The organism is Variovorax sp. SG517, from assembly GCF_013376045.1.
GTDB lineage: Bacteria > Pseudomonadota > Gammaproteobacteria > Burkholderiales > Burkholderiaceae_C > Variovorax.
On record NZ_JABMJG010000001.1, the window covers coordinates 885,785 to 912,575 of the forward strand.

The following is a 26,791-nucleotide window of genomic DNA, read 5'->3' on the forward strand; positions in this document are numbered from 1 at the left end:
TCTCTCTCTCTTTGGCTATCTATCCATTCATTCTTCACGAACGTCTGGTGGACACGGCGGGATTCGAACCCGCATCAATACGGCGACCGCGGTGTTTCAATCCAGCGGCCCAGTCGACGATTGGAAACGCGCGCCAGTGACAGACCCGTCATCGGAGCCAGCACCTGCATCCTCAACCTTGCTCGTCGACCGACTTGCCCGCCGTACCTGGTCTTACCCAGGCTGCCGGCAATATCAACATTTTTGGCAGTGGCGCTCCCTTCTGTGCCTGCGTGCCCGTATCCCTTTCTTCCCGTCGCTCAGGAGCCGTTCGGCCGCAGCGTCACCAGCCCGTTGAGCACCTGGTCCAGACCGCCGACCACCGAGATCTTGTCGATCCGCTCGGCCACGCGTTCCAGCGTTTCGAGTTCCTTCATCCGCAATGCGACGGGGTTGCCCTCCATCACCTTGGCGGTGTTCAGCAGCGAACGCGTGGCCGCGGTTTCCTCGCGGCGACGGATCACGTTGGCCTGGGCCGACTTCTCGGCCTCCACCACCTGGGCGAGGATGGTCTTCATCTCGCCCGGCAGGATGATGTCCTTCACGCCCACGCTCTCCAGCGCGATGCCAGTGCCTTCCAGTCGCTCGCGCACCTGCGCCAGCACCGTCTGGTCGATCGCCGCCTTGTTTTCCAACAGGGCATCGAGCGTCTGTTCGCCGACCGCGGCACGCAGACCGAACTGCAGCTCGCGATACACATGCTCGGCGGGCTTGGGCATCTGCGCCATGGCCTGGCGCACATCGGTGAAGCGCCACACCGCCGACATGTTCAAACGCAGGCCCACCTTGTCGCGGGTCAGTATTTCCTGCCCGCTCACTTCGGCGATCTGCGAGCGCAAATCCACGCAGCTCACTGCCACTTGGCGATTGAAGCGCCAGAAACCGTGGTTCCCCGGCGGCAGCAAGGCCTGCATCTGTCCTTCGAGCGTCAACACGCCGGCATGGAACTCCGGCACCTGCACCAGCAGTACGCCTTCGAGCCCCTGCACCGCACGCGGACGCAGCGCCACGCTCTGCAGCTTTGCCAGCAACTCGGCCGGCAGGCGCGCATCTGCGGCCAGGTCGATCACATCGATGCGCTGCTCGCGCAGGCCGCGCCAATACAGCTTTCGCGTCGCGGGCGGCAGGATCTGCACGAGCACGCCGTCTTCATGGCGCAGGCCGACCTGGGTCTCGCCCAGCGCCACCTGCACGAACTCGCGCTCGACCAGCTCGGGCTCGCGCGCCAGGAAGTAGTCGGCCAGCTCATGCTCGAACACCGGCTCGGCAAGCGAGAAGCGCTGCAGCTGGACGGCATCGAAGCCCGCGAACACGCGGTGCTTTCCCGGGCCGAGTAACCGCTCGAAATCGCCGTTTCGCAGCAGCAGCGCGCGTTCGTTCTTCTTGATGGTGTATTGGTTGAAACCCAGCATTTTTTCTTCTCCTCTGTTGTTCGGTCCGGCTGTTCGTTCGGTTCGTTCCTTCGTTCGCTCAGCCAGTCAATCGGTCATCACTTCATCAATCAATCGAGGCCCTCGAAGGGCAGGCGGCGGACACTGCGGCAGCCAAGGCCTGACATGCAGCGGTCGCGCGGTCCGATCAGTGCCTCCCTCGTTGCATGCGCAACGCCGTCACTTCCCTCGCCGTCGATGGCCACACGCAGTTCCTTGCCACGCACGCGGTGCGCAAGCCGCCTGCGCTTGGCACGGTGTCGCGCGCCGCAGGGTTCGAGCCCTGCGCCATCGCTCCGGTGTGCCGGGGCGGGGGGCTTTCGCCCCATCAGATGGCGGTGCGAGCACCGCCAGGGTTTTTCGCGGGAATCGAACCCACAACGCCGTGTGGTTAGCACGGTGCTCAACCATGAGCAGAACTGAATCAAGTTCAGTTGCCAGCCAGTTCAACAGCGGCATACCGCGAGCCCAAGACAGGATCTGGCCTGCGGCACCGGGCCGCTTTCACGCGGCACCTGCGAGCGGATGAACTGCATCCGACGGGTTGTCTATTGCAGCCAGCGTGCCAGGCGACGGGAAGAGAAGCAAAAAAGCGCTCGAAACTCATGCAAGCCATTGATATGAATAGATAAATTCTTTTTCCTCGCTCGACTCGCGCCTTGTTCAATCTGCTAGCATTCAGAAAATTTCTATAAATTCAGCTAGCTTTTTATTCATGAAGCCCATCGTCGTCATCGGCTTCCTCGGCACCCAGCTCGACGCCGGCCAGGGCGCCGGCCGCTGGAACAAGTGGCGCCCCACCGTCTCGCTCGCGCAGCACGAGGACATGGTCGTCTCGCGCATGGAGCTGCTCTATACGCCGCGGCACAAGGCGCTGGCCGAGGTGGTGAAGGCCGACATCGCCACCGTCTCGCCCGAAACCACGGTCAACCTCGTACAGCTCGACCTCGCCGACCCGTGGGACTTCGGCGAGGTCTACACGCGCCTGTACGACTGGGCGCGCGGCTACAGCTTCGACACCGAGCGCGAGCAGTACTGGACGCACATCACCACCGGCACGCACGTCGCGCAGATCTGCATGTTCCTGCTGTCCGAATCGCGCGTGGTGCCCGGCGTGCTCGCGCAGACGTCGCCGCCGAAGAAGCAGCGCGAGGGCGAAGCCGGCAAGTGCACGCTGATCGATCTCGACCTCTCGCGCTACGACGTGATCGCGCGGCGCTTCGACGCGGAGCAGCGCGACGCGGTCGCCTTCCTCAAGAGCGGCATCGCCACGCGCAACGCGCGCTTCAACGCGCTGATCGACGAGATCGAGCGCGTGGCGGTGCGCTCGCGCGCGCCCATCCTGCTGGTGGGGCCGACGGGCGCGGGCAAGTCCTTCCTGGCGCGGCGCATGTTCGAGCTGAAGCAGTCGCGCCACCAGATGACCGGGCCCTTCGTCGAAGTGAACTGCGCGACGCTACGCGGCGACGGGGCTGCATCGACGCTCTTCGGCCACAAGAAGGGCTCCTTCACCGGCGCCGCCGCCGACCGCGCGGGCCTGCTGCGCACCGCGCACCAGGGCGCACTCTTCCTCGACGAGATCGGCGAACTCGGCCTCGACGAGCAAGCGATGCTGCTGAAGGCGATCGAGGAGAAGCGCTTCTTCCCCGTGGGCGCCGACAAGGAAGTGGAAAGCGACTTCCAGCTGATCGCCGGCACCAACCGCGACCTGCGCAGCGACGTCGCTCAGGGCCGCTTCCGCGAAGACCTCTTCGCGCGCATCAACCTCTGGACCTACGACCTGCCCGGCCTCGCGCAGCGGCCGGAGGACATCGAGCCCAACGTCGACCACCTGCTGGCCCTCCACGCCGCCGAGAACAACCGCGTGGTGCGCTTCAACGCCGAGGCACGTGCCGCCTACCTGCGCTTCGCGCAAAGCGGCGAGGCGATCTGGAGCGGCAACTTCCGCGACCTCTCGGCCAGCGTGACGCGGCTGGCCACATTGGCCGACGGCGGGCGCATTCCGGTCGCGCTGGTGGAGGCCGAGATCGCACGGCTGCGCTGGCTGTGGAAGCACGCGGGCGCCGCACCGCCCGCTGGCGAAGGCGTGGACCTCGATGCCCTGCTCGGCGAAGAACGCAGCGCCGCGCTCGACCTGTTCGATCGCCTGCAGCTCGAAGCGGTGGTGCGGGTCTGCCGTCAGTCGCGCAGCCTCTCGGACGCGGGCCGCCAGCTCTTCCAGGCTTCGCGCGCACAACGCAGCGTGGTGAACGACGCCGACCGGCTGCGCAAGTACCTCGCCAAGCATGGCCTGGAATGGGGCCGGATCGCGAACGCCTGAGCTATCCTCCGCCGCGATGGCCATCTCCGCATTCGCCGTGAAAGTCCCCGCAGCCGAGCCCCTGGTCGCAGACCTGCGGCATCGCTACGACGCGACGGCGGCACAGGGAGTGCCGGCGCACATCACGGTGCTCGTTCCCTTCATGGACCCCTCGCTGATCAGCGCCGACGTGCTGCAACGCGCGCAGCAGGCACTGGGCAGGACGCCGGCATTCGACTTCACCCTGCGCGAGGTCGGACGCTTTCCCGAAACCGCCTACCTTGCGCCGGAGCCCGCCGCGCCCTTCATCGAGATGACTCTGGCGCTGGCGGAGGCATTTCCCGGCTTCCCTCCTTACGGCGGCGAGCACGAGGGCGTCGTCCCGCACCTGACGGTGGCGCACGGCAGTGCGGCCGACGCGGGCGCGGCCGCCATCGAGCTCCAGTCGCGCCTCGTCGCATCAGCCACCGTGCGCGCGGCATGCACGGAAGTCACGCTGATGGAGAACTCATCGGGCAACTGGCGCGACATGCACGTCTTCCAGCTGCCTCAAGCCCCCGAACGCCCCATGCGCAACGTCCTCTTCATCTGCAGTCGCAACCAATGGCGCAGCCCGACGGCGGAGCAGCTCTGGCGCCGGCATCCGCTGGTCTCCGCGCGCTCCGCCGGCACCAGTCCGAATGCGCGGCACCGGGTCTCCGTCGACGACATCGAATGGGCCGACGTGATCCTGGTGATGGAAGAGAAGCACAAGTCGCGGCTCGCGGCCGAGTTCTCGCGGATGCTGGCGCACAAGCCCGTCCACGTGCTCGACATTCCCGACGAATACAAATACATGGACCCCGAACTGATAGAAGAACTCCAACGCTCGGTCGGGTCCATCCTCGAAATCGATTGAACCCATGCCAGAAATCTACATAAGCACCGACGTCGAATCCGACGGCCCCATTCCCGGCCCGAACTCGATGCTCAGCTTCGGCTCGGCCGCCTACACGGCCGACAAGCAGCTCGTTTCCACCTTCAGCGCCAACCTGCACACGCTGCCCGGCGCGGAGCCCGACCCCAAGACCGCCGCGTGGTGGAAGACCCAGCCCGAGGCCTGGGCCGCATGCCGCGCCGACCTGCAGGAGCCGGCCCACGCCATGAAGAGCTACGTGAGCTGGCTCAAGGGCCTGCATGCGCGGCCGGTGTTCGTCGCGTATCCGGCGGGCTTCGACTTCCTGTTCGTCTACTGGTACCTGATGCGCTTCGCGGGCGAGAGCCCGTTCAGCCACTCGGCGCTCGACGTGAAGTCGTTCGCGATGGCGATGCTCAGGCTCGACTACCGCGACAGCACCAAGCGCGCGATGCCGCGCCGCTGGTTCGACGCCGGCCTGCCGCACTCGCACGTGGCGCTGGACGACGCCATCGAGCAAGGCGCGCTCTTCTGCAACATGCTCGCGGAAAACCGCGCGGCAGTCGCCAGCGGGAAGCCCGCATGAAGGGCGGCGCTGTGCGGCGCTGGCTCGGACGACTGGCGATGTGCACGCTGCCGTTCGTGCTCGGCGGCTGCGTGCAGTCGATGTTCTATTACCCCGACAACGTGCGCTACGAGACGCCCGACGCACTGGGCATGCGCTACGAGAGCGTGCAGTTCACCAGTGCCGACGGCACGCGCCTGAGCGGCTGGTTCCTGCCGGCGGAGAACCGCCAGAACCCGAAGGAAGCCAAGGGCACGGTGGTGCACTTTCACGGCAACGCGCAGAACATGAGCACGCACTGGCGCTTCGTGGCCTGGCTGCCCAAGCGCGACTACAACGTGTTCGTCTTCGACTACCGCGGCTACGGCCAGTCCGAAGGAAAGCCGGAGCCCAAGGGCGTGTTCGAGGACTCCAACGCCGCGCTGAACTACGTGCGCTCGCGCGGCGACATCGACCCCGAGCGGCTGTTCGTCTTCGGCCAGAGCCTGGGCGGCACGAACGCCATCGCGGTGATGGGCGCGGGCAACCGCGCGGGCGTGAAGGCGGCGGCCATCGAGTCGACCTTCTATTCCTATTCGTCGATCGCCAACGACAAGCTCAAGGGCGCCGGCCTTCTGGTGAGCGACGAGTACGCGGCGTCGAGGTACGTCGCTGCCGTGTCGCCCATTCCGCTGCTGCTGATCCACGGCACGGCCGACCAGGTGATCCCGCTCGCGCATTCGAAGCGCCTGCTGGCCGATGCACGCGAGCCCAAGCGGCTGATCGAAGTGCCGGGCGCGGCGCACCTCGAGCCGATGACGGCGCTGCGCTACGGCGCCGCCTACCGCAAGGCGCTGACCGAGTTCTTCGAGTCGGCGCAGCATCCGATGCAGCAGTGACGACACAGCCATGAAGCATTTCGACGAAGCCGCCACCCGCGCGCCGCTGGGTTTCGATCGGCTGGTGCCCGCGCTGCGCGCGGCCTTCGCGGCCGGAGCCCAGGTGCCGCCGCGCCATGTGCACGCCATCGAAGCCGACGGGAGCAAGGGCACCGTGCTCATCATGCCGGCCTGGAGCGACGCGGGCTTCCTGGGCATCAAGACCATCAACATCTTTCCCGGCAACAGCGCGCAGGGCCTGCCCGGCCTGCATGCGACCTATGTGCTGTACGACGCCCGCACCGGCGTGCCGCTGGCGATGATGGACGGCAACGAGATCACCGCTCGCCGCACGGCGGCGGCCTCGGCGCTGGGCGCGTCCTTCCTGGCGCGGCCGGATTCGCGCAGGCTGCTGGTGCTGGGCACCGGACGCATCGCGCGCATGCTGCCCGCGGCGCACGCGAGCGTGCGCCCCATCGACGAACTGTGGGTGTGGAACCATCGGCCGGAAGGCGCGGAGGCCCTGGCGGCGCAATGGCGCGCCGAGGGCTGGAACGCCCGGGCGGCCACCGACCTGGAAGCCGCCGTGCGGGAGGCCGACATCGTGAGCTGCGCCACGCTGGCCACCGCGCCGCTGGTGCGCGGTGAATGGCTGGCACCGGGCTCGCACCTGGACCTGATCGGCAGCTTCACCCCCGCCATGCGCGAGGCCGACGTGCACTGCTTCGCGAGCGCGCACGTCTGTATCGACACCGAAGAGGCACTGCAGAAATCCGGCGACCTGCTCGACGCGATGGCTGCCGGCACGCTGCGTGCCGAGGATGTCCGGGGCACGCTCGCCACGCTATGCCGCCCGGAACAGCCCGGCCGACCGAACGAGCCCGCGCGCACGGTATTCAAGGCCGTCGGGAGCGCCCTGGAGGACCTGACCGCCGCCACGCTGGTGTGGCAGTCGAGCGACATCGACTAATCCTTATGGCCTAGTTTGAATCCCTCCGGAGCGGGTTTTCCTACATCTGGATACGTCGTGTAGCCAATAGCGCACAGGGCGCATCGCGCGTACCGTGGCACCTGACACCATCGACTCGGGGGGTCGCCACATGCTCAGCACCGAACACAAAGCCAACATCCTGCGCAAGGCCGGCTACGCCGTGCCGGCCCGGCCGGGCGATGCCGACAGCGCCTATCAGACGATCCAGTGCTGGCAGAAGGCCGTCGACACGCTCTACGTGACGTACGCCGCCAGCCGCGCCGCCAAGAGCCTGCGCGATGCGGAGGAGGCGCGGATGCTGGCCCTGCTGCAGCTTCGGTCGGCCAAGGCCTACGCCTGAGAACCCTTCGGCGGTCGTTCCTCAGGGCTTCTTCTGCTTTTCCGGCGCGTCGTTGCTGCCGCCGCGCGACAGCTGGCCCGCCTTCATCGCCTCGCGGTTCGCCGCACGGCGCTTGGCCGCGGCGGCTCGGCGTTCTTCCCTCGACAGCTTTGGCGCCGTGGTCGCGCGAACTTCGCCTTCCTGCATCTGCGGGCCCCGTGCGGCCGCGGCGCCGTCCACGCGACGTTCCTTGCGCGCCTCGGCGCGCTCCGCCCTGGTGGTAGGCGCCGTGGGCCGCGCCTTTCCTTGTGCGGGGTCCGCTTCGCCGGAAGACTGCGCGGACGCCACCGACACGACCATCATCTGAGCCAGGGCCAGGCAAACCGGCACGAGCATTTTTTTCATTGCGACGACCTTTCAGGACGAGTGAAGAAACTCGGCGGGCATTGTGGTCAGGGACAGGGCGCACTGTCCACTCCGGCCGGCGGGTTGCCGGCGCGCCCTCGGCCTGCCTGCCGGCGATCGCGCAGATAGGCCAGCACCAGCCTGACAAGTTCGCTCCTGAGCACGGACGAGCCCAGGTCGCCACGGCGCGCCGCCGCATGGACGACCCCTTCGACCGCGGAAGACAGCATGCGAGCGGCCGCCTCGTCTTCAGTGCCGTCGTCGCCTTCGCCGGTGGCCGTGCCCGATGCGACCAGCGCCCGGTAGCGACGCTGGTATTCCGCCTCGAACTCGGGATAGCTGGAGCGCGCGGCAAGCGGCACTTCGTCGACCAGCACGCGATGCAGCGCCTGGTCGACCGAGTGGGCGGCGATGACGCCATCGACGAAGCGCTCCACCCGCCGGTCGAGCGCGACGGCTTCGCCGCCTTCATCTTCTTCTTTCTCTTGCGGACCAGACAGCGCCGCGAGCACCTCGTGGAGATGGCGCTCCCGGATCGCCTCGGCAATGGCCAGCTTGTCCGGGAAGTACTGGTAGAGCGAGCCGACGCTGACGCCGGCGACCGCCGCGATCTCGTTGGTGGTGAAGCGGGCCCATCCGCGGCGCGCCAGAACGCGAGTTGCGGCCTCGACGATGGCGTCCACCGTGACGCGCGAACGCTGCTGCCGGGGCGCTTTGCGCATGGTCCTGCGCTGTGGGGGAATGCGAGTACCCAAGTTCGAGGCTCCACTCAAGAATAGGACGGCACGCAAGGCGTGCGTTCAACCGCTCAAGGGGAGATTGTGATGAGTACGCAGACGCTTCTGGCCTCGCTGTTCCGCTACAAGGCCTGGGCCGACGAGGGCCTGCTGGCAAGCCTGGCCGAGCTTGCGGCCACTGGGCCGGCCGACGAATACCGTACGGCGGCGCGCGTGTTCAACCACGCGTGCATCGTCGACCGCATCTTCGTCGCGAACCTGCAGCGCATGGCGCACGGCCAAACCGCGACGGGCGCGCCAGAGCCACCGCCGCTGCAAGCGCTGGCCGAAGCCGTGCGAGAAACCGACCGCTGGTACATCGACTACATCGCGCGCCTGGGACCGCAGGCGCTGGTGGAGAACATCGATTTCACGTTCACCGATGGAGCGCCGGGCCGGATGTCGCGCGAGGAGATGCTGGCCCATGTGGCGACCCATGCGGGCTATCACCGCGGAGAAATCGGCCGGATCCTGACCCGGCTCACGGGCTCGTCGCCGCCCGACACCTTCACCGGCTTTCTGCATCAAGCCGAGCCCGGGCGCCGCGCACGCAACGAGTAGCGGCGGCGTCCTCGGGCAACGGCCAGCCGGCTTACTTGCCCTGGGCCGACTTCAGCACGGGGTTCTGCATGGTCGAGACGACCTTGCTGTTGACGCGCGAGCCGCTGGTCACGTTTTGATCAGGCGCCGCGGCGGTGGCCATGGCTTCCTGGTAGACCTGCGCCGGGTCGCGGCTCGAGGTGAACGGGTCCGCGCCACGCGAGCCGCGCGTCACGTTCTGGTTGGGCGCATGGGCCGTTTCGACAGCCTGCTTGTACACGGCTTCGGCATCGGCCGTGGAGGTGAACGGATCGGCGCCGCGCGAACCGCGCGTGACGTTCTGGTCCTTGGCGTGGGCGGCGGCAACGGCTTCGGCTTCGACGGCTTCGCGGGTGCGCTGCTGGGCGTTGGCGGAAGCGAGGGAGAGCACGGCGAGTGCTGCGGCAAGGGCGAGTCGGGAGGTCTTCATGATGATTCGGGTCTTTTCTGTGAGTGGTCGGTCCGATGAGGCTTCCCCGGGGATGCGGGAAAACCCTGAACGAGGCTATTCAGGGCAAAAGGCAGATCGATGACGCCCCCGCCGCGCGGCCCGGCTCTTCGAGGCGCCGTGCAACCTCTGCGAACTTCTGTTAGCCCGAACGGCCTGGACTGCCCTGCCGACGCGCTTCGCGTTTGCGCGCTGCGTGAGCCCGAGGATCATCTGACGCCCATCGCATCGCACCGGGCCGCGGTCACAGCCGGCTGCTACCCGCTGCGCCCCGCCCCTTCGAATAATCCGGCGACGGCCTGCGCGCTCCCGTGCAGGGCCGTGTTCCAACCCATTCGAAGGAGACAAGAGACATGGCGCGCAAGATCCTGATGCTGTGCGGCGACTACGCCGAAGACTACGAAACCATGGTGCCCTTCCAGACCCTGCTGGCCGTAGGCCACACGGTCCATGCGGTGGCGCCGGACAAGAAGGCCGGCGACTGGGTCCACACCGCCATCCACGACTTCGAGGGCGCGCAGACCTACAGCGAGAAGCCGGGCCACCGCTTCACGCTGAACGCCAACTTCGCCGACGTGCGCCCCGAGGCGTACGACGCACTCGTCATCCCCGGCGGCCGCGCGCCCGAGTACCTGCGCATGAACACCCGCGTGGTGGAGATCGCGCGGCACTTCCTGGCCGCCGACAAGCCGCTGGCCGCCGTGTGCCATGGCGCGCAACTGCTCGCGGCCACCGGCCTGCTCAAGGGCCGCAGGGTGTCGGCCTATCCGGCCTGCCAGGTGGAAGTGGAACTCGCAGGCGCCGAGTACATGAACATTCCGGTCGACCAGGCCGTGACCGACCGCAACCTGGTCACCGCGCCCGCTTGGCCCGCGCATCCGGCATGGCTCGCGCAGTTCCTCGGGGTGCTGGGCACGCGCATCGCGCATTGACCTTCGGATGGACGGGCGGCGCTACAGTGCGGCGTCGCCCACCTTCCTTCAAGCAAAGGAGACAGCCACCATGTGCGAAGTCTTCATCAGTGCCGATCCGCAGAGCTACGACGCGCGCACGCGCTCGGTGCGGCTGCACGGCGTGGTCACCAGCATCCGGCTGGAGAACCTGTTCTGGCAGGTGCTGGAGGAAATCGCGCGACGCGACGGCATGGTCGTGGTGCAGCTCATCGAGCGGCTCTACGACGAGCTGGTGGCCGCGCGCGGCGAGGTCGGCAACTTCGCCTCGTTCCTGCGGGTGAGCGCCCTGCGCTACGAGGCGCTGCTGGCGCAGGGACGGATTCCGGCGGACAACTCGGTGGCGATCCGCTCGCTCGACGCGAAAGCGGTGCTGCACGAGCTGCCCGAGGGCTGGGGCGGCCCTCTGCCCGAGCAGGCCCGCGTGCACACGCTGCACGTGGCAGCGCGGCGGCAGGCTTAGCCGGTTCGATCAGTCGAGTGAAATGTTCGCCTTGCGGATCACGTCGGTGAAGCGCTTGGTCTCGCTCGCCACGAACTCGTCGAACTGAGGGCGCGTGGTCGGGAAGGGCTCGTAGCCGAAGCTCTTGAACTTCTCCAGCACGTCGGGCTCGGCCAGGCCCTTCTCGATGTCGCGCTTGATCTTCTCGGTGACCGAGGCGGGCAGTCCCTTGGGCACGGCGATGGCGTTCCAGCCGATGACCTCGAAGCCCTTCGGGCCGCCCGATTCACCGACCGTCGGCACGTCGGGGAAGGCGGCCACGCGCTGCGGCGCCGCGGCCGCCAGGAAGCGCAGCTTGTTCGCGCGCTGCAGCGGGCCGGCGGTGGCGCTGCTGCCCAGCGCGAAGGCCAGTTCGCCTGTCGCCACCGAGGTGTACAGCTGCGTGGTTTCCTTGTAGACGATGTGCTCCATCTGCGTGCCGGTGGCCGACTCGAAGAGCTCCGAGCCCAGGTGCACCGGGTTGCCCACGGACCACGAGCCGTAGTCCAGCTTGCCCGGATTCGCCTTGGCGTCGGCGATCAGATCGCCGATGGTCTTGTACTTGCTGTTGGTGGCGACGGTGAAGAAGAAGTAGGTCTTGAACAGCGGCAGCAGCGCGTCGAAGTCCTTGTTCGTGTCGTAGGGCAGCTTCTTGAAGAGCGCCGGGTATGCGGCGAGGTGCACGTTGTCGAGCACGATGATGTCGTGGCCGTCCTTCGCGCCGCGCTTGAAGGCATCGATGGCAATGAAGCCGTTGCCGCCGGGGCGGTTCTCGACCACCACGGGCTGTCCCCAGGCGCGCGAGAGCTTGTCCGCCACCAGGCGCGCCACGCCGTCGGGGCCGCCGCCCACGGGGAACGGCGTGATGATCCGCACGGGTTTGCTGGGAAAGGCCTGCTGCGCAGGAGCGGCTGCGGGCAGCAGCGCCACGGCGGCCAGTGCGAGCGCGGCAATGCCGGCGCCACGGCGCGTTGTCTTCGTCGACGTGTGGTTCATCCTCTGATCCTTCTTTCTCTCTGTCTTCTTGGGTTGAAAAAATGCCATCGGGCCGCTGTTGCCGCGGCTGCCGATGGCCTTGTCTTCTTGCTTCTCTGGTTGTTCTTCGTTTTGCCGCGGTCCGGTCGTCAGACGCGTTCGAGGATCACCGCGATGCCCTGCCCCACGCCGATGCACATCGTGCAAAGCGCGTAGCGGCCGCCGCCCTTGTGGAGCTGGTTGACCGCGGTGGTGGCCAGGCGCGCGCCGCTGGCGCCCAGCGGATGGCCCAGCGCGATGGCGCCGCCGTTGATGTTGACGCGCGCGTCGTCGTCCTTCAGGCCCAGCAGGCGCAGCACGGCGAGGCCCTGCGCGGCGAAGGCTTCGTTGAGTTCGATGACGTCGATCTGGTCGAGCTTCAGGCCGGTGAGCGCCAGCACCTTCTGCGTGGCGGGCGCGGGGCCGATGCCCATCACGCGCGGTGCGACGCCGGCGGTGGCCATGCCGACCACGCGTGCGCGCGGCGTGAGGCCGTGCTTTGCAGCGCTGGCTTCGTCGGCCAGCAGCAGCGCGCAGGCGCCGTCGTTCACGCCGCTGGCATTGCCGGCAGTGACGGTGCCGTCGGGGCGCACCACGCCCTTGAGCTTGGCCAGCGATTCGAGGCTGGTTTCGCGCGGATGCTCGTCCTTGTTGACGACGATGGGGTCGCCCTTCTTCTGCGGCACGGTCACGGGCACGATCTCGGCGTCGAAGAAGCCCGACTTCTGCGAGGCCACGGCGCGCAGCTGCGAGTTGAGCGCCATCAGGTCCTGCGCCTCGCGCTCGATCTTGTAGTCGGTGGCCACGTTCTCGGCCGTCTCGGGCATGGAGTCGACGCCGTACTGCGCCTTCATGAGCTTGTTGACGAAGCGCCAGCCGATGGTGGTGTCGTACACCGCGTTGTTGCGGCTGAAGGCGCTTTCGGCCTTGGGCATGACGAAGGGCGCGCGGCTCATGCTCTCGACGCCGCCGGCGATCATCAGCCCCGCTTCGCCGGCGCGGATGGCGCGCGCGGCGGTGCCCACGGCATCGAGGCCCGAACCGCACAGGCGGTTGATGGTGGCGCCGCCGAGTTCGAGCGGCAGGCCCGCCAGCAGCGCCGACATGCGCGCGACGTTGCGGTTGTCCTCGCCGGCCTGGTTGGCGCAGCCGTAGAGCACGTCGCTCACGGCCTGCCAGTCGACGTTCTTGTTGCGCTCCATCAGCGCCTTCAGCGGCACCGCGCCGAGGTCGTCGGCGCGCACGCTGCTGAGCGAGCCGCCGTAGCGGCCGAAGGGAGTGCGAACGGCGTCGCAGATGAAGGCTTGGTTGGTCATGTCTGTCTCTCTTTGATGGCTTGGAAGGGGGTCAGGCTGCGATCGGGAGTCCGACGAGCTTCTCGAGTTCTTCGCGGCTCAGGCCGTCGACGAGGTCGACGAGCTTCAGGCCCTGCGGCGTGCATTCGAGCGTGGCGAGGTCGGAGTACACGCGCTTGACGCAGCCGATGCCGGTCAGCGGATAGGTGCATTCCTTCACCAGCTTGCTCACGCCCTGTTTGGTGAGCAGGTCCATCATGACCCAGGTCTGCTTGGCGCCGATGGCGAGATCCATCGCGCCGCCGACGGCGGGAATCGCGTCCTTCTCGCCGGTGTGCCAGTTGGCGAGGTCGCCGGTGGCCGACACCTGGAACGCGCCGAGCACGCAGATGTCGAGGTGGCCGCCGCGCATCATCGCGAAGCTGTCGGAGTGATGGAAGAACGAGCCGCCCGGCAGCAGCGTGACGGGCTGCTTGCCTGCGTTGATGAGGTCGTAGTCTTCCTCGCCGGCCTCGGGCGCGGGGCCCATGCCGAGGATGCCGTTCTCGCTCTGCAGGATGACCTCGCGGCCCTGGGGCAGATGGTTGGCCACCAGCGTGGGCTGGCCGATGCCGAGGTTGACGACTGCCCCGTCGAAGATGTCCTGCGCCACGCGGGCGGCGAGCTGGTCCTTGGTGCGGCGTGTGTAGTTCGTGCTCATGGTCATGCTGCCTTCTTGAAGCCGCCGGCCTGGGTGGCCACGCGTTCGATGCGCACCACCTGGTGCACGAAGATGCCGGGGGTGACGATGGTCTCGGGGTCGAGGGTGCCGAGCTCGGCGATGTCGTGCACGGTGGCGATGGTCTTCTTCGCGGCCATGGCCATCACCGGGCCGAAGTTGCGCGCCGCCTTGCGGTAGACCAGGTTGCCCCAGCGGTCGCCGCGCTCCGCCTTGATGAGCGCCACGTCGCCGTGGATGGGGTACTCGAGCACGTACTGCTTGCCGTCGATCTCGCGGGTCTCGCGGTTGCCGGCCAGCTGCGTGCCGTAGCCCGTGGGGCAGAAGAAGGCGCCGATGCCGGCGCCCGCGGCGCGGATGCGCTCGGCCAGGTTGCCCTGGGGCACGAGTTCGAGCTCGATCTTGCCGCTGCGGTAGAGCCCGTCGAACACCTGGCTGTCGGCCTGGCGCGGGAAGCTGCAGATGATCTTGCGCACGCGCCCGGCCTTCAGCAGCGCTGCGAGGCCGGTCTCGCCGTTGCCCGCGTTGTTGTTGACGACCGTGAGGTCCTTGGCGCCCTGCTCGACGAGGCCGTCGATGAGCTCGTTGGGAATGCCGGCGGTGCCGAAACCGCCGATGAGAACCGTGGCGCCGTCGGGGATGCCAGCGAGGGCATCGGCGACCGAGCGCGCGATCTTGTTGATCATGAAGCCTGTCTCCGGAAGTGAGGAAAGGGAACGAAGAAACGAATCCGCCTGAACGCGCCGACCGATTCTGCGAACCGCCGATTTGTTCGTCTAAAGAACATTTGTTCGTATAATGAATTCTAGAGAGGAAGACGAACCATGGCAACCCACGCGTCACAACCCGAGACACCGGCCCCCGGCGACAGCTACGTGCAGTCCTTCGCGCGCGGCCTGCAGGTGATCCGCTCGTTCAGCGCCAATGCGCCGCACCAGACGCTCAGCGAGGTGGCCGCCGGCAGCGGGCTGACGCGCGCGGGGGCGCGGCGCATCCTGCTCACGCTGCAGACGCTGGGCTACGTGGTGACCGACGGCAAGCTCTTCACGCTCACGCCGCGCATCCTCGACCTGGGCTTCGCGTATCTCTCGTCGATGCCGATCTGGAACCGCGCCGAGCCGGTGATGGAGGCGCTGGTGCAGCAGGTGCAGGAGTCGTGCTCCGCCGCCGTGCTCGATGCCACCGACATCGTCTACGTGCTGCGCGTGCCGACCAAGAAGATCATGCACATCAACCTGGGCGTGGGCTCGCGCCTGCCGGCCTACTGCACGTCGCTGGGCCGGCTGCTGCTGGCGGACCTCGACGACGACGAAGTGCGCGCGCGGCTCGAAGCCTCGAACATCGAGGCGCTGACCAGGCACACCATCACCGACATCGACGCGCTCATGGCCAAGGTCGCGCAGGCGCGCAAGCAGCAGTGGTGCCTGGTGAACCAGGAACTCGAGGAAGGCCTGATCTCGGTGGCCGCGCCCGTGGTCGACCGGCAGGGCCGCATGGTGGCAGCGCTCAACATCAGTGGCCAGGCGAACCGCACCAGCGCGAAGGCGATGCAGGAGACCATGCTGCCCGCGCTGCGCGAAGCGGCGGACCGGGTCTCGCGGATGCTCTGATCACGGCCGATCCGCACTGAACAAAAACGAAAGACGAGAGCGAAAGGCGAAAGGACATTCACGGACAGGTCACATCGACTTCCTAGATTGCACCCCTCACAACAACACCGGAGGGTCCGATCATGTCCAGTCGTTTCATCTCGCTCAGCCTGCCGCGCCATATTGCAATCGCGGCCGTTGCATCCGCAGTCCTCACCGCATGCGGGGGCGGCGGCAACGGAAACGGCATCGTCCTTCCGCCCGTGGCGGGCACGCCTGCTCCTTCGCCTGCTCCCGCGCCCGCCCCTGCTCCCGCTCCCCAGCCGTCGCCGGATCCTTCCGCGGGCCTGCCGCACAAGCTCACCGGCTGGGCCTCGCTGCCCGCCACGTTCCGCCAGCCCGGGCCGACGACCGGCCAGTTCATCACCGCCGCGCTCGGCGTGACGCCGCCCTTCGTCGACGGCCAGCCGCTGCCCGGGTTCTCGGCGCTGCTGAAGAACGACGACGGCACCTGGACCGCCATGCCCGACAACGGCTACGGCAGCAAGAGCAACTCCGGCGACTTCGTGGTCGGCTTCTACAACGTGAGCATCGATTTCCGCACCGCGTCGAACGGAACGACCGTGCCCGGCACCGTGAAGGTCAACAGCCATGTGGCGTTCAACGACGCCAAGGGCTACCTGAAGGACGGCAAGGGCGTGGACCTGAAGATCACCGCCGACTTCGCCAACTACCAGACAGTCTCGGGCAACAACCTCGTCGACAGCGGCAAGCCCGTGGACCCGCGCATCGTCAGCGGCAGGCTGCTGACGGGCTTCGATCTCGACGTCGAGTCGATCGCCCGCGCGAAGGACGGCACGTACTTCGTGGGCGAGGAGTTCGGCCCCTACATCCTGCACTTCGACAAGGACGGCACGCTGATGAGCGACCCGGTGCCGCATCCCTTCCTGCGCAGCCCGTCCAACCCACTGGTGATGAACGAGGGCGCCACCGCGACTTCGCTCTCCAGCCGCGGCTTCGAGAGCCTCGCCTTCAACGCCGACAAGACCCGCCTCTACGCGGTGCCCGAAGCGGCGCCTTCGCTGGCATCGCTTCGCCCGGTGGCCGACGACGAGCGCTACCTGAACTTCTTCGAGTTCGATCCCGCCTCGATGCTCTACACCGGCAAGAACCCGGTCTACAGGAAGGACGGCCCCGCCAAGGACAACCAGATCGTCATCGGCGACATGACCAACATCGGGGGCAACAGGTTCGTGCTGATCGAGCGCGACAGCCTCTACGGCTCCAAGGCCGTGGTCAAGCGCCTCTACATGGTCGACCTCGACGTGAAGGACGCCGACGGCGTGCTCAGGAAGACGCTGCTGGTCGACCTGCTGAACATCTCCGACCCGGACGACATCGGCGGCCCGCTGGCCAACGTCGCGAACGGCAAGTTCAGCATGCCCTTCGACTCGATCGAGAGCGTCGAGGTGGTGGACGACTACACGCTCGCCGTCGCGATCGACACCAACTATCCGACGGAAGACGGCCGCGTGCCCGGCAAGCCGGACGACACCGAGATCATCACGATCCGCTTCGAGCAGCCGCTCTTCAAGCGCGGCACGCCAAAGACCTGAAGAGCCCAGAAGGCATCAGCCCTCCGAGTGGATCCCCTTCATGATGATCACGCCGCCCAGGCGCGTGGTGTCGGCGCGCATGCGCTTGGCCAGCGTGTCGGGCGAGCCGGGCTGGGCCTGCCAGCCCGTCTTCAGCAGCGCCTGGCTCACGTCGGGCGAGCTGATGACTTCGACCAGCGCCGCATTGAGCTTGGCGATGGCCGCCGGTTTCATGCTCGCAGGCGCAGCCAGCGCGGTCCAGATCTCGAGGTCGGCTCCGCGCACGTCGGCGTCGCGGATGGTGGGCAGCTCGCCCGCCAGCGGGCTGCGCTCGGGCGAGGTCACGCCGATGGCCTTGATCTTTCCCGACTTGATGTGCGGCAGCGCGAGGCCCGGCGGCAGCAGCGACAGCTGGATCTCGTTGGCCAGCAGGCCAGCGATGACCTGCGGATTGCCGGTGTAGGGCTTGTGCTGCGCGGTGATGGCCGCGCGGCTCTTGATGAGCTCCATGCCCAGGTGGCCCACGGTGCCCACGCCCGGCGTGCCGTACTTGGCGCCGCTGCCGAGGTTGCGCACCCACAGCAGCTGCTCGGCCGAGGTCTTGCCCGCGGCGCTGCCCGACACGGCCAGCACCAGCGGCGCGGTGCCGATCAGGCCGACCGGCGCGAAGTCCTTCTCCGGGTCGAAGGGCAGCGACGGATTGAGCAGCTTCGCGATCGTCAGGTTGCCGTTGATGAGCGCGCCGATGGTGTGGTCGTCGGTGGCCTTCGCCACCTGGTCGGCCACAGTGTTGCCGCTGGCGCCGGGCTTGTTCTCGACGACCACCGGCTGGCGCAGGATCTTCGACAGCGGCTCCGCGATGGCGCGCGCCGCGAGGTCGGGCGATGCGCCTGCGGGAAAGCCCACGAGGATGTGGACGGGCTTGGTCGGCCAGGCCGCGTCGGCGGTGCCGCTGTTGCGTTGCTGCTGGGCCCACGAAGTCTTCGCAAGCAGCGAAGCGGCAATGGCTGCCGCGCCGCCTTCGAGCAGGCGGCGTTTGGTGATCGTCAAGATGACTCCAGAGAGTGAAGAGAACGGGAACTGATTACATTGTGTTTACACAACGTTACAGGACGACGATGCTTTTCGCAAGTCCGAAGTGCCTTCCCGTCAGGGTCTCTGGTGTAGGAAAGTAGTATTTCCAGCCGATGTTCCCAGCAGTTTTCGCTGCGTGGGGAACAACGACCAGCCCCAGCGCTGCTGCGCGAATCCCCACAGCCCCTGCTTGAAGAACAGCGTGACGAGGATCGCGAGCAGCCCCAGCCCCAGCAGGTACCAGGTGCCGTAGTCGCTCAGGAACTTGTTCAGCGCCCAGAAGATGAGCGCGCCCACCAGCGGCCCCTCGATGCGCCCGATGCCGCCGATGACCACCATGAAGATGGCGAAGGCCGTCCAGTTGACGCTGAAAGCCGCATCGGGACTGATGCGCAGGTTGCCCACGAAGTACAGCGCCCCCGCGAGCCCCGCGCCGAAGGCCGCGACCACGTACACCGCGAGCTTCATGCGCGCCACCGGAATGCCCTGCGACTCGGCGGCCACCTCGTTGTCGCGTATCGCCAGCAACGCCAGGCCGCGCTTGCTGCGAAGGAACAAATACACCAGCACGATCGCCGCGACCACGCAAGCCAGCGCCATCCAGTAGGTGGTGCTCTCGCGCGTCGCCTTGTCGATGCCGCGCAGCGCGGTCAGCGTGGTGCCCGAGCCGCCGCCCACCACAGACGCGTTGGCGAAGCTCAGCCTGAACACCTCCGCGATGACCCAGGTGCCGATGGCGAAGTAGCCGCCCGACAGCCGGAACGCGACGAAGGACACGGGCACCGCCACCAGCCCCGCGGCCAGCGCGCCCATCGGTATCGCCACGAAGGGGTTCACGCCCGCGAAGTTGCCGAGCATCAGCATCACGTAGCCGCCGAAGCCGAAGAAGGCCTGCTGTCCGATGCTCACCATGCCGCCGTAGCCGGCGAGCAGGTTCCACATCATCGCGAAGATGAAGTAGCAGGCGATCTCGACGAACTCGCGCATCCAGCTCGACTCGCCCCAGAACGGCAGGCTCGCCGCGACGAGAACGATGGCGATGCCGGCGAACAGCGCCGCGCGGCTCGCGGCCGTCGCGCGTTCGACCGCGACGATGGAAGGAGGCATGCTGGTCATCCGCGCGTCCTTGGAAAGAGCCCCTGCGGCCGCAGCACCAGCACGGCGAGGAACACGATGTGCCCGAACCAGATGCCCCAGCCCGGGTCCAGCCTGAAGCCGATCTGCTGGGTGACGCCGAGGATCATCGCACCCGCCAGCGTGCCCCAGAAGGAGCCCATGCCGCCGATGATCACCGCCTCGAAGGCGAAGAGCAGCAGCAGCGGCCCGTCCGAAGGCGACACCGTCGTGCGCATGCCCTGCAGCGCGCCGGCGATGGCGATCAGCACGAAGGCGATGGCGGTCGCGAGCGCGTAGACCTTCTTCGCGTTCAGCCCCATCAGCTCGGCGATCTCGCGGTCGTCCGACACCGCGCGAAACGACCGCCCCAGCGCCGTGCGCGCGAAGAGCCACTGCAGCGCGCCCGTCGCCGCGAGCGCGACGGCCAGCACGACCAGCGGCAGCACGCCCAGCGACATCGCGTCGCCCAGCGCGATGCCCTGCGTGCTGAGCCCGCCCGTCTCGATGGCGCGCGGATCGGCCGAGAACAATTCGAGCAGCAGGTTCTGGATCACGATCGACAGGCCGAAGGTGACGACCAGCGAGGGCAGCGGGTCCTTGCCGAGCGTGCCGTTGAGCACGAAGCGCTGCAGCACATAGCCGAAGCCGAAGGCCACCGGCAGCACCGCGAGCGCCACCAGCCATGGCGCTTCGCCGCCCGTCAGCGACATGCCCGCGATGACCGCGAACGCGCCGAGGATGATGAAGTCGCCTTGCGCCGTATTGGTCAGCCGCATCACGCCGAACATCAGCGACTGGCCCAGCGCGAAGAGCGTGTAGAGGCCGCCGAGCAGCAGGCCCTGGACGAGGGTCTCAAGCATGGGCCGCCTCCGAGGCCTCGGAGAGGCCGAAGTAGGCCTGCGAGATCTGCTCGCGCGTGAGTTCGGCCGAGCGCCCTTCGAGCGACACGCGGCCCTCCTGGAAGCAGTAGACGCGCTGCGAAACCTGCCGCGCCATGGTCACGTCCTGCTCGACGATGACCACCGTCATGCCCTCCGCCGTGATCGCTGGCATGGCGGCGTAGATCTCCCGGATGACGATGGGCGCGAGCCCCAGCGAGAGCTCGTCGCACAGCAGCACCTCGGGGTTGCTCATGAGCGCGCGGCCGAGCGCGACCATCTGCTGCTGCCCGCCGGAGAGCGAGGTGCCCGGCTGGCCGCGCTTCTCGGCGAGGATGGGAAAGAGCGCGTACAGCCGCTGCAGGTTCCAGGGCCCCTTGCGCGACGGCGTGGCGCCCATCAACAGGTTCTCCTCGACGCTGAGGCTCGGAAAGAGCCGGCGGCCCTCGGGCACCATGGCGAGCCCGCGGCGCACGATGTCGCCCGGCGGCAGGCCGCCGATGGGTTCGCCCTTGAAGCGGATCGCATCGAGCGGCGCGCGCACCAGGCCGGTGAGGCTCTTGAGGAAGGTCGTCTTGCCCGCGCCGTTGGCGCCGATGATGGCCACCAGCTCGCCGCGCTCCAGAGAGAAGTCGATGCCGAAGAGGGCCTGGGCGTCGCCGTAGAAGGCCTTGAGGGCGTGGGTCGTGAGCAGCGTGTTCATGGTGTTTGCTCCCTCGGGTCTTGCCCCCTCTCCCGCTTGCGGGAGAGGGAACAAGTCCGAAGACAGGCGTTTGCGCTCATGCCTCCATCCCCATGTAGACCCGCCTCACCTCCGGATCCCCCATCACCGCCCGCGGCGCCCCTTCCGCCAGCTTCTGCCCGAAGTTGATGACGAACAGCCGGTCCGCCAGCGACAGCAGCGCATGCACCACGTGCTCGATCCAGATCATCGTCATGCCGCGCGCCTTGATGCGCTTGAGTTCGCCGACCAGCACGGCGGCCTCGGGCTCCGTGAGGCCGCCCGCGATCTCGTCGAGCAGCAGCAGCTTGGGCCGCGTGGCCAGCGCGCGCGCCAGTTCCAGTCGCTTGCGGTCGAGCAGGGTCAGGCCGCCCGCAGGCTTGTTGGCATGCGCCATCAGGCCCGTCTGTTCCAGCACCTCCTGCGCGGTGTGCCAGGCATCGCGCTCGGTCTGTTGCCCGCCGAAGCAGGCAGCCGTCACGAGGTTCTCGAACACGCTCATGTTGCCGAAGGGCTGCGGCACCTGGTAGCTGCGGCCGATGCCGGCGTGGCAGCGCTGGTGGGGCTTCAGCCGCGTCACGTCGCGGCCGGCGTATTCCACGCGTCCGGCGTCGACGCGCACGTCGCCCGAGATCAGGTTGAAGAGCGTCGTCTTGCCCGCGCCGTTGGGCCCGAGGATGCCCAGCGTCTCGCCCTCGGCCACCGCGAGCGTGATGCCGTCGGTGACCTTGAGCGCGCCGTAGGACTTGCTCACGGCATGCAGTGCCAGCAGCGTCATGTCAGAGCAAGCGCAGCTTGCCGCCAGCGGGAATGTTCGTGGCTGCCTCGTTGTTCACGATGGTCAGCTCCACCTTGTACTTGGTGCCCTTGCCCCACTGGCCCAGCACCAGCGGCGTCTTGCTGACGTTCTTGAACGGCCCCTGGCCGCCCCACCTCACCGGGCCGACCACCGAGTTGATGGAGGTCGACGCCACCGCGTCGCGCACGTCCGAAGCCTTCAGCGACTTGGCGCGCCCCAGCGCATTCGCCGCCACTTCGAACAGCGCATGCGCGAAGCCGATGGGCTGCGTCCACTGCTTCTTCGTGCCGGTCTCGTAGGCCTCGGCCAGCGCCTTCGCGCTCTGCTGCGTGAGGCTCGAGGTGAAGGGATGCGAAGGGCTCCACCACACCTCGGTGGAAAGACCATCGCCCAGGTCGCCCAGCGCCTCGATGGCGCCGGGGAACAGCAGCGCCTTGCCCAGCGTGATGACCTTGGGCTTGAAGCCCTGCTGCCGCGCCTGCGTGAGGAAGGTCTTTGCGTCCGGCGGAATCACCACGCCGGTGACGATCTCCACGCCGTCCTTCTTGAAGGCCGCGATCTGCGCGCTGAAATCCTGCGTGCCGTTCTGGAAGCGGCCCGGGTCGGTGAGCGTGAAGCCCATCTGCGAGAGCGGCTTGGGGAAGCCCAGCTCCTTGTCGCCCCACGCGTTGCCGTCGCCGTCGTTGGGAAACAGGCCGCCCACCTTCTTGTTGGTGGCGAGCGTCTTCCAGCCGTTGGTGAAGTTGGCGATGACGTCTTCCAGGCCCCAGAACATGTGGTAAGTCCAGTTGAAGCCCTTGGCCGGATCGCCCTTGCGGCCGAAGAACCACGGCTGCCACGGCACCACGCTGGAGATGCAGGGCACCTCGTTGAGCTCGCAGGCGTCGCTCACCGGATTGGCGGTCTCGGGCGTGCCTGCGGTGAGCACCAGCGCCACCTTGTCCTTCAGGATCAGGTCGTTCGCCACCTCGCCTGCGCGGTTGGGGTTCGACTGGCTGTCCTTCAGCACGATCTGCACCGCGTACTTCTTGCCGCCGACCGTGATGCCGTCCTTGAAGGCCGCCTTCATCTGGTCGATGACCCACTTGTCGGCCTCGCCGAAAGGCGCGAGCGGCCCGGTCTGCGGCGACACGTAGCCGATCTTCAGCGTGTCGGCCGCGAACACCAGCGGTGCCGCGCCCGATGCCACCAGCGCGGCCGTGGCCTGCGTGAACTGCCTGCGATTGATTGCCATGTTTGTCTCCTTCTGTCGTCCTGTCGTCGGACTCTGCGTCGCTTCCACTGCTACTCCAGGCTCAGCTGGCGCTCTCGCACCAGCCGGGCCCACTTGTCCTGCTCGGTGCGCAGCACCGCCGCGAACTGCTCGGGTGTGCCAGCGATGCCCGTCAGGCCCTGCTCCTGCAGGCGCGCGGCGAAGGCGGGGTCGGCAACGATCTTCTTCACCTCGGCCTGGAGCCGGTCGATCACGGGGCGCGGCGTTCCCGCGGGCGCCAGCAGGCCCACCCATGAATTGACTTCGAAGCCGGGATAGCCGCTCTCGGCGACGGTCGGCGTGTCGGGGTAGGCGGTCGCGCGCTGCAGGCCGGTCTGGGCCAGCGCGCGCAGGCGGCCCGACTTGACGTGCGGCTGCGCCAGCACGGCGGAGAGGAACATCATCTCGACCTGCCCGCCGAGCAGGTCCTGCTGCGCCGGGCCGCCGCCGCGGTAGGGAATGTGCGTGACGAAGGTGCCGCTCACCGCCTTGAAGTATTCGGCCGTGAGATGGTTGCTCGACCCCGGCCCGACGCTCGCGTAGTTGAGGCGCCCGGGCTGCGACTTGAGCAGGCTCACGAAGCTCCTGAGGTCGCGCGCGTCCACCTTCGGGTTGACCAGCAGCACCAGCGGATTGCTGACGATCTGCGTCACCGGCTGCAGGTCGCGCGCGATGTCGAAGCTGAGCTTGGGGTAGACCAGCGGATAGGTGGCGTAGCTGTCGAACACCATCAGCAGCGTGTGGCCGTCGGGCGCGGCCTTGGCCACTTCGGCCGCCGCCAGCGTGCCGCCGGCACCGCCGCGGTTGTCGACGATCACCGGCTGGCCGAGCGCGGCCTGCAGGCGCGGCTGGAGCTGGCGCGCCACCGTGTCGACGATGCCGCCGGGCGGAAAGCCGATGACGACGCGCACCGGCTTCGCGGGCCAGGCCTGCGCGGCGGCAGGCGAAGCGGCGGCGATGAACAGCGCACCGGCAGCGGCGAGGCTCGCGACGAGGCGGGCGGTGATCGAAGGCATCTCTTCTGTCTCCTCGTTCTCTGTCTTGGTCTTGCTCTTCTCTGTTCTTCTTGATCGACCGCTTCGTCAGCGCACGAAGTGCGGCGGTATCTGCGCGTCGACGTTCACCCACACGCTCTTGACCTGCGTGTATTCGCGCATCGCATCGAACCCCATCTCGCGGCCGTAGCCGCTCTGGCCCACGCCGCCGAAGGGCGAGCCGGGGTTCACGCGCTTGTAGCTGTTGATCCACACCATGCCGGCGTGCAGGTCGCGAGCCACCTTGTGGGCGCGCTGCAGGTCGCGGGTCCACAGGCCGCTGCCCAGGCCGTAGTCGGTGCCGTTGGCGATCTGCATCGCCTCCTCGTCGGACTTGAAGGTGAGCACGGTGACGAAGGGGCCGAACACCTCTTCCTGCGCGACGCGGTCCTTGTACGACCTGGCGCGCATCACCGTCGGTTCGACGTAGCAGCCTTTCGCCAGATCACCGCCGGGCGACCTGCCGCCCGCGAGCAGTTCGCCGCCCTCGCCCTGCGCCACGTCGACGTAGCTGAGCACGCGCTCGCGGTGCTGCGCGCTGGTGAGCGGGCCCATCTCCGTCGCGTCGTCGAGCGGATTGCCCAGGCGGATCGACTTCGCGAGCGGGATGAACTGCGCGAGGAATTCGTCGGCGATCTTCTCGTGCAGCATCAGCCGCGAGCCCGCGATGCAGGCCTGCCCCTGGTTGTGGAAGATGGCCCACGCGCTGCCGTTGACGGCCGCCTGCAGGTTCGCGTCCTCGAACACGATGTTCGGGCCCTTGCCGCCGAGTTCGAGCTGCACCTTCTTCAGGTTGCCCGCGCTGGCCTGCACGATGCGCCGGCCGGTGGCGGTGCTTCCGGTGAAGGCGATCTTGGCGATCTCCGGGTGCTCGGCGATGTACTGCCCCGCCACGCTGCCCAGGCCCGGCAGCATGTTGACGACGCCGGGCGGCAGGCCGGCCTCGGCCATCAGCTCGGCGATGCGAAGCGAACTCAGCGGCGTGATCTCCGCCGGCTTCATCACGATGCAGTTGCCGGCCGCGAGCGCGGGCGCCATCTTCCAGCTGGTGAACATCAGCGGGAAGTTCCACGGCACCACCTGCCCGACGATGCCGACGGGCTCGCGCAGCGTGTAGTTGAGAAAACCCTCCTCCACCGGGATGGTCTCGCCCTGGAACTTGTCGGCCATGCCGCCGAAGTAGCGGAAGCACGCTGCGGTGCGCGGCACGTCGAGCCGGCGCGAGTCGCGGATCGGGTGGCCGGTGTCGAGCGATTCGAGGCGCGCGAGTTCTTCGGCATTGGCCTCGATGAGGTCGGCGAGCTTCAGCAGGATGCGGCCACGGTCGGCGGCGGCCATGCGGCTCCACTTGGGAAAAGCGCGCTTCGCGGCGGCCACGGCCTTGTCGACGTCGGCCTTGCCGGCGAGCGCCACGTCGACGATGGGCGTGTTGTCGTGCGGGTTCAGCGTGGCGAGGGTCTCGCCGGACTCGGCGTCGACGAAGCGGCCGTCGATGAAGAGCTGGTGGCGGATGGAAGAAATAGGCATGAGCGTTCCTCTCCCTCCCCCGCTGGGGGAGGGTTGGGGTGGGGGCTTCTTCAAGGAGGGCGCGGGCTCGAAGAGCCCCCACCCCTGCCCTCCCCCAGAGGGGGAGGGAGAAAGTCAGTTCAGAACTGCACCGGGATCTCGGGCGACTCGCCCTTCTGGATCTCGTAGACCAGGCTCGGCGACCCGTTCTCCCACACCAGCAGCATCGAGCGCTTGGGGCTGAAGCCCTGGTGGCGGCAGTAGGCGGGCATGGCGGCCATGTCGCCGGCCTTCATGATCACGCGGGCCATCGGCCTGCCGGTGTTCTTGTCGCCGCAGTCCCAGTGGATCTCGTCGGTCATCTGGAAGAACCACTCGACGCGGTCATTGCCGTGGATGATCGGCAGGATGTGCTCCTCGGTTGTCGGGCACATGTAGCTGTGCTTCACCACCGAGGTGAAGCTCGGGTTCCAGGTGACCTGCGAACGGCTCAGGAAGCCGAAGAGATTGAAGGCATGCACCTCGTTCTCGAAGCCGGGCTCGGGGTGCAGCTCGGGCTGGCCCTGCGGCACGTCGGCGAAGGCGCGGTTGACGGGTGCCCCGCGCTCGTCGCTGCGCAGGTCGAGGTCGCCCTTCAGGCCCACGCAGCGCTTGGCGAGCTCGCGCGCCCTGGTGATCTTGGCGGTGTTGTTGCCGTTCTTGCGGCCGTAGGGCGAGCCGGTTTCCTGCGGCGCGGAAAAGGGGTCGAAGCTCTCGTTGGTCCAGTCGTCGAGCATGGCCTCGAAGGTGGCTCGGATCTGCGCTGTCGGGAAGTTCTCCAGCAGGTCGATGCCGGCCTCCTTCATGGTGCCGTTGAAGCTGCCGGCGTACAGGTCGACCGACTCGTAGTGGTTGACCGTGCCGAACACGTCGTCGAAGTTGACCCAGCCGTAGAAGAAGCCCCAGGCCACGTCGCGCATCAGCGCGCGCAGGTAGTTGCCGGCGTCCATGGTGTGGCTCATGGGACGGCCGTCGCGGGTCTTCCAGCCGATGTGCACGAAGTATTCGTCGCGGCGGAAGCTGAAGCTGCCGAGCGAGAAGTCCTTGTAGCCGAGCGTGGCGTCTGGCTGCGACGCGATCACCTTGGCGAGTTCTGCGGGTGCGTTCATGGTGTGTGGCTCCTGGGT

General features: G+C 67.7%; 28 protein-coding genes. 11 read left to right on the forward strand and 17 right to left on the reverse strand.

From position 1 onward, the window contains the following. Positions 1-299: 299 nt before the first annotated feature. Positions 300-1,451 (reverse strand): slipin family protein, encoded by a 1,152-nt coding sequence (locus tag FHT32_RS04130; protein ID WP_176663345.1) that lies wholly within the window; start codon positions 1,449-1,451, stop codon positions 300-302. 733 nt (positions 1,452-2,184) lie between these two features. Between FHT32_RS04130 and rtcR the strand changes: the two genes are divergently transcribed. The 6 genes from rtcR to FHT32_RS04160 all read left to right on the forward strand — a co-directional run bounded on the left by rtcR (position 2,185) and on the right by FHT32_RS04160 (position 7,416). Further along, on the forward strand, positions 2,185-3,789 hold the full coding sequence (rtcR, locus tag FHT32_RS04135; RefSeq protein WP_176663346.1) for an RNA repair transcriptional activator RtcR: 1,605 nt from the start codon (positions 2,185-2,187) through the stop codon (positions 3,787-3,789). A 16-nt stretch (positions 3,790-3,805) separates the two neighbouring features. Beyond that, positions 3,806-4,666: a 2'-5' RNA ligase family protein gene (locus FHT32_RS35365; RefSeq protein WP_176663347.1), complete on the forward strand. Its 861-nt coding sequence runs from the start codon at positions 3,806-3,808 to the stop codon at positions 4,664-4,666. A 4-nt stretch (positions 4,667-4,670) separates the two neighbouring features. Further along, complete coding sequence (locus tag FHT32_RS04145) at positions 4,671-5,249, forward strand: exonuclease (RefSeq protein WP_176663348.1); 579 nt, start codon at positions 4,671-4,673, stop codon at positions 5,247-5,249. Then, entirely contained in the window at positions 5,246-6,106 is an 861-nt protein-coding gene (locus FHT32_RS04150; protein ID WP_176663349.1) for an alpha/beta hydrolase, read from the forward strand. The genes FHT32_RS04145 and FHT32_RS04150 overlap by 4 nt, the downstream gene beginning before the upstream one ends. Positions 6,107-6,116: 10 nt before the next feature. Then, positions 6,117-7,055, forward strand: a complete 939-nt coding sequence (locus FHT32_RS04155) for an ornithine cyclodeaminase family protein (RefSeq protein ID WP_176663350.1) — start codon at positions 6,117-6,119, stop codon at positions 7,053-7,055. 130 nt (positions 7,056-7,185) lie between these two features. Continuing rightward, the gene (locus FHT32_RS04160) at positions 7,186-7,416 is read left to right on the forward strand and encodes a hypothetical protein (protein ID WP_176663351.1); all 231 of its coding nucleotides are present in this window, start codon (positions 7,186-7,188) and stop codon (positions 7,414-7,416) included. A 21-nt stretch (positions 7,417-7,437) separates the two neighbouring features. Here FHT32_RS04160 and FHT32_RS04165 read toward each other — a convergent pair whose 3' ends face one another. After that, entirely contained in the window at positions 7,438-7,800 is a 363-nt protein-coding gene (locus FHT32_RS04165) for a hypothetical protein (RefSeq protein ID WP_176663352.1), read from the reverse strand. Between the two features lie 47 nt (positions 7,801-7,847). Further along, positions 7,848-8,522, reverse strand: a complete 675-nt coding sequence (locus FHT32_RS04170; protein WP_176663353.1) for a TetR/AcrR family transcriptional regulator — start codon at positions 8,520-8,522, stop codon at positions 7,848-7,850. Between the two features lie 102 nt (positions 8,523-8,624). On the opposite strand from FHT32_RS04170, the gene FHT32_RS04175 reads away from it, so the two are divergent. Then, on the forward strand, positions 8,625-9,137 hold the full coding sequence (locus FHT32_RS04175; protein ID WP_176663354.1) for a DinB family protein: 513 nt from the start codon (positions 8,625-8,627) through the stop codon (positions 9,135-9,137). 31 nt (positions 9,138-9,168) lie between these two features. Here the strand turns inward: FHT32_RS04175 and FHT32_RS04180 are convergent, their stop codons facing one another. Continuing rightward, the gene (locus tag FHT32_RS04180; RefSeq protein WP_176663355.1) at positions 9,169-9,585 is read right to left on the reverse strand and encodes a hypothetical protein; all 417 of its coding nucleotides are present in this window, start codon (positions 9,583-9,585) and stop codon (positions 9,169-9,171) included. A gap of 371 nt (positions 9,586-9,956) precedes the next feature. Between FHT32_RS04180 and FHT32_RS04185 the strand changes: the two genes are divergently transcribed. Both FHT32_RS04185 and FHT32_RS04190 read left to right on the forward strand, forming a co-directional pair. Then, positions 9,957-10,535, forward strand: coding sequence for a DJ-1/PfpI family protein (locus tag FHT32_RS04185; RefSeq protein ID WP_176663356.1), 579 nt, complete (start codon positions 9,957-9,959; stop codon positions 10,533-10,535). Between the two features lie 70 nt (positions 10,536-10,605). Next, a complete protein-coding gene (locus FHT32_RS04190) occupies positions 10,606-11,016 on the forward strand; it encodes a ribbon-helix-helix domain-containing protein (protein WP_176663357.1) in 411 nt (136 codons plus the stop codon). A gap of 9 nt (positions 11,017-11,025) precedes the next feature. On the opposite strand, the gene FHT32_RS04195 is transcribed toward FHT32_RS04190, so the two are convergent. The 4 genes from FHT32_RS04195 to FHT32_RS04210 all read right to left on the reverse strand — a co-directional run bounded on the left by FHT32_RS04195 (position 11,026) and on the right by FHT32_RS04210 (position 14,747). Then, a complete protein-coding gene (locus FHT32_RS04195; RefSeq protein ID WP_176663358.1) occupies positions 11,026-12,030 on the reverse strand; it encodes a tripartite tricarboxylate transporter substrate binding protein in 1,005 nt (334 codons plus the stop codon). Positions 12,031-12,158: 128 nt separating this feature from the next. Next, positions 12,159-13,364: a 3-oxoadipyl-CoA thiolase gene (gene pcaF / locus FHT32_RS04200; RefSeq protein ID WP_176663359.1), complete on the reverse strand. Its 1,206-nt coding sequence runs from the start codon at positions 13,362-13,364 to the stop codon at positions 12,159-12,161. Between the two features lie 31 nt (positions 13,365-13,395). After that, positions 13,396-14,049, reverse strand: a complete 654-nt coding sequence (locus FHT32_RS04205; RefSeq protein ID WP_176663360.1) for a 3-oxoacid CoA-transferase subunit B — start codon at positions 14,047-14,049, stop codon at positions 13,396-13,398. After that, entirely contained in the window at positions 14,046-14,747 is a 702-nt protein-coding gene (locus FHT32_RS04210) for a 3-oxoacid CoA-transferase subunit A (RefSeq protein WP_019656175.1), read from the reverse strand. The genes FHT32_RS04205 and FHT32_RS04210 overlap by 4 nt, the downstream gene beginning before the upstream one ends. A 138-nt stretch (positions 14,748-14,885) precedes the next feature. On the opposite strand from FHT32_RS04210, the gene FHT32_RS04215 reads away from it, so the two are divergent. Next, positions 14,886-15,671, forward strand: a complete 786-nt coding sequence (locus tag FHT32_RS04215; protein ID WP_019656176.1) for an IclR family transcriptional regulator C-terminal domain-containing protein — start codon at positions 14,886-14,888, stop codon at positions 15,669-15,671. 122 nt (positions 15,672-15,793) lie between these two features. Continuing rightward, positions 15,794-17,266 carry an esterase-like activity of phytase family protein gene (locus tag FHT32_RS04220; RefSeq protein ID WP_176663361.1) on the forward strand — a complete coding sequence of 491 codons (1,473 nt, stop codon included), beginning with the start codon at positions 15,794-15,796 and terminating at the stop codon, positions 17,264-17,266. Between the two features lie 15 nt (positions 17,267-17,281). Here FHT32_RS04220 and FHT32_RS04225 read toward each other — a convergent pair whose 3' ends face one another. From FHT32_RS04225 to FHT32_RS04265, 9 genes are all read right to left on the reverse strand, one after another. Continuing rightward, a complete protein-coding gene (locus FHT32_RS04225) occupies positions 17,282-18,295 on the reverse strand; it encodes a tripartite tricarboxylate transporter substrate binding protein (RefSeq protein ID WP_176663362.1) in 1,014 nt (337 codons plus the stop codon). A gap of 99 nt (positions 18,296-18,394) precedes the next feature. Further along, the gene (locus FHT32_RS04230; protein ID WP_176663363.1) at positions 18,395-19,435 is read right to left on the reverse strand and encodes a branched-chain amino acid ABC transporter permease; all 1,041 of its coding nucleotides are present in this window, start codon (positions 19,433-19,435) and stop codon (positions 18,395-18,397) included. Next, positions 19,432-20,295 (reverse strand): branched-chain amino acid ABC transporter permease, encoded by an 864-nt coding sequence (locus FHT32_RS04235; RefSeq protein WP_176663364.1) that lies wholly within the window; start codon positions 20,293-20,295, stop codon positions 19,432-19,434. The genes FHT32_RS04230 and FHT32_RS04235 overlap by 4 nt, the downstream gene beginning before the upstream one ends. Then, on the reverse strand, positions 20,288-21,016 hold the full coding sequence (locus tag FHT32_RS04240; protein WP_176663365.1) for an ABC transporter ATP-binding protein: 729 nt from the start codon (positions 21,014-21,016) through the stop codon (positions 20,288-20,290). The genes FHT32_RS04235 and FHT32_RS04240 overlap by 8 nt, the downstream gene beginning before the upstream one ends. A gap of 76 nt (positions 21,017-21,092) precedes the next feature. Next, positions 21,093-21,812 (reverse strand): ABC transporter ATP-binding protein, encoded by a 720-nt coding sequence (locus FHT32_RS04245; protein ID WP_176663366.1) that lies wholly within the window; start codon positions 21,810-21,812, stop codon positions 21,093-21,095. A gap of 1 nt (position 21,813) precedes the next feature. Further along, on the reverse strand, positions 21,814-23,067 hold the full coding sequence (locus tag FHT32_RS04250; protein ID WP_176663367.1) for an ABC transporter substrate-binding protein: 1,254 nt from the start codon (positions 23,065-23,067) through the stop codon (positions 21,814-21,816). A gap of 50 nt (positions 23,068-23,117) precedes the next feature. Beyond that, positions 23,118-24,101 carry a tripartite tricarboxylate transporter substrate binding protein gene (locus tag FHT32_RS04255; protein WP_176663368.1) on the reverse strand — a complete coding sequence of 328 codons (984 nt, stop codon included), beginning with the start codon at positions 24,099-24,101 and terminating at the stop codon, positions 23,118-23,120. A 66-nt stretch (positions 24,102-24,167) separates the two neighbouring features. Beyond that, the gene (locus FHT32_RS04260) at positions 24,168-25,631 is read right to left on the reverse strand and encodes an aldehyde dehydrogenase family protein (protein ID WP_176663612.1); all 1,464 of its coding nucleotides are present in this window, start codon (positions 25,629-25,631) and stop codon (positions 24,168-24,170) included. Between the two features lie 134 nt (positions 25,632-25,765). Continuing rightward, complete coding sequence (locus FHT32_RS04265) at positions 25,766-26,773, reverse strand: hydroxyquinol 1,2-dioxygenase (RefSeq protein ID WP_176663369.1); 1,008 nt, start codon at positions 26,771-26,773, stop codon at positions 25,766-25,768. Positions 26,774-26,791: the final 18 nt, after the last annotated feature.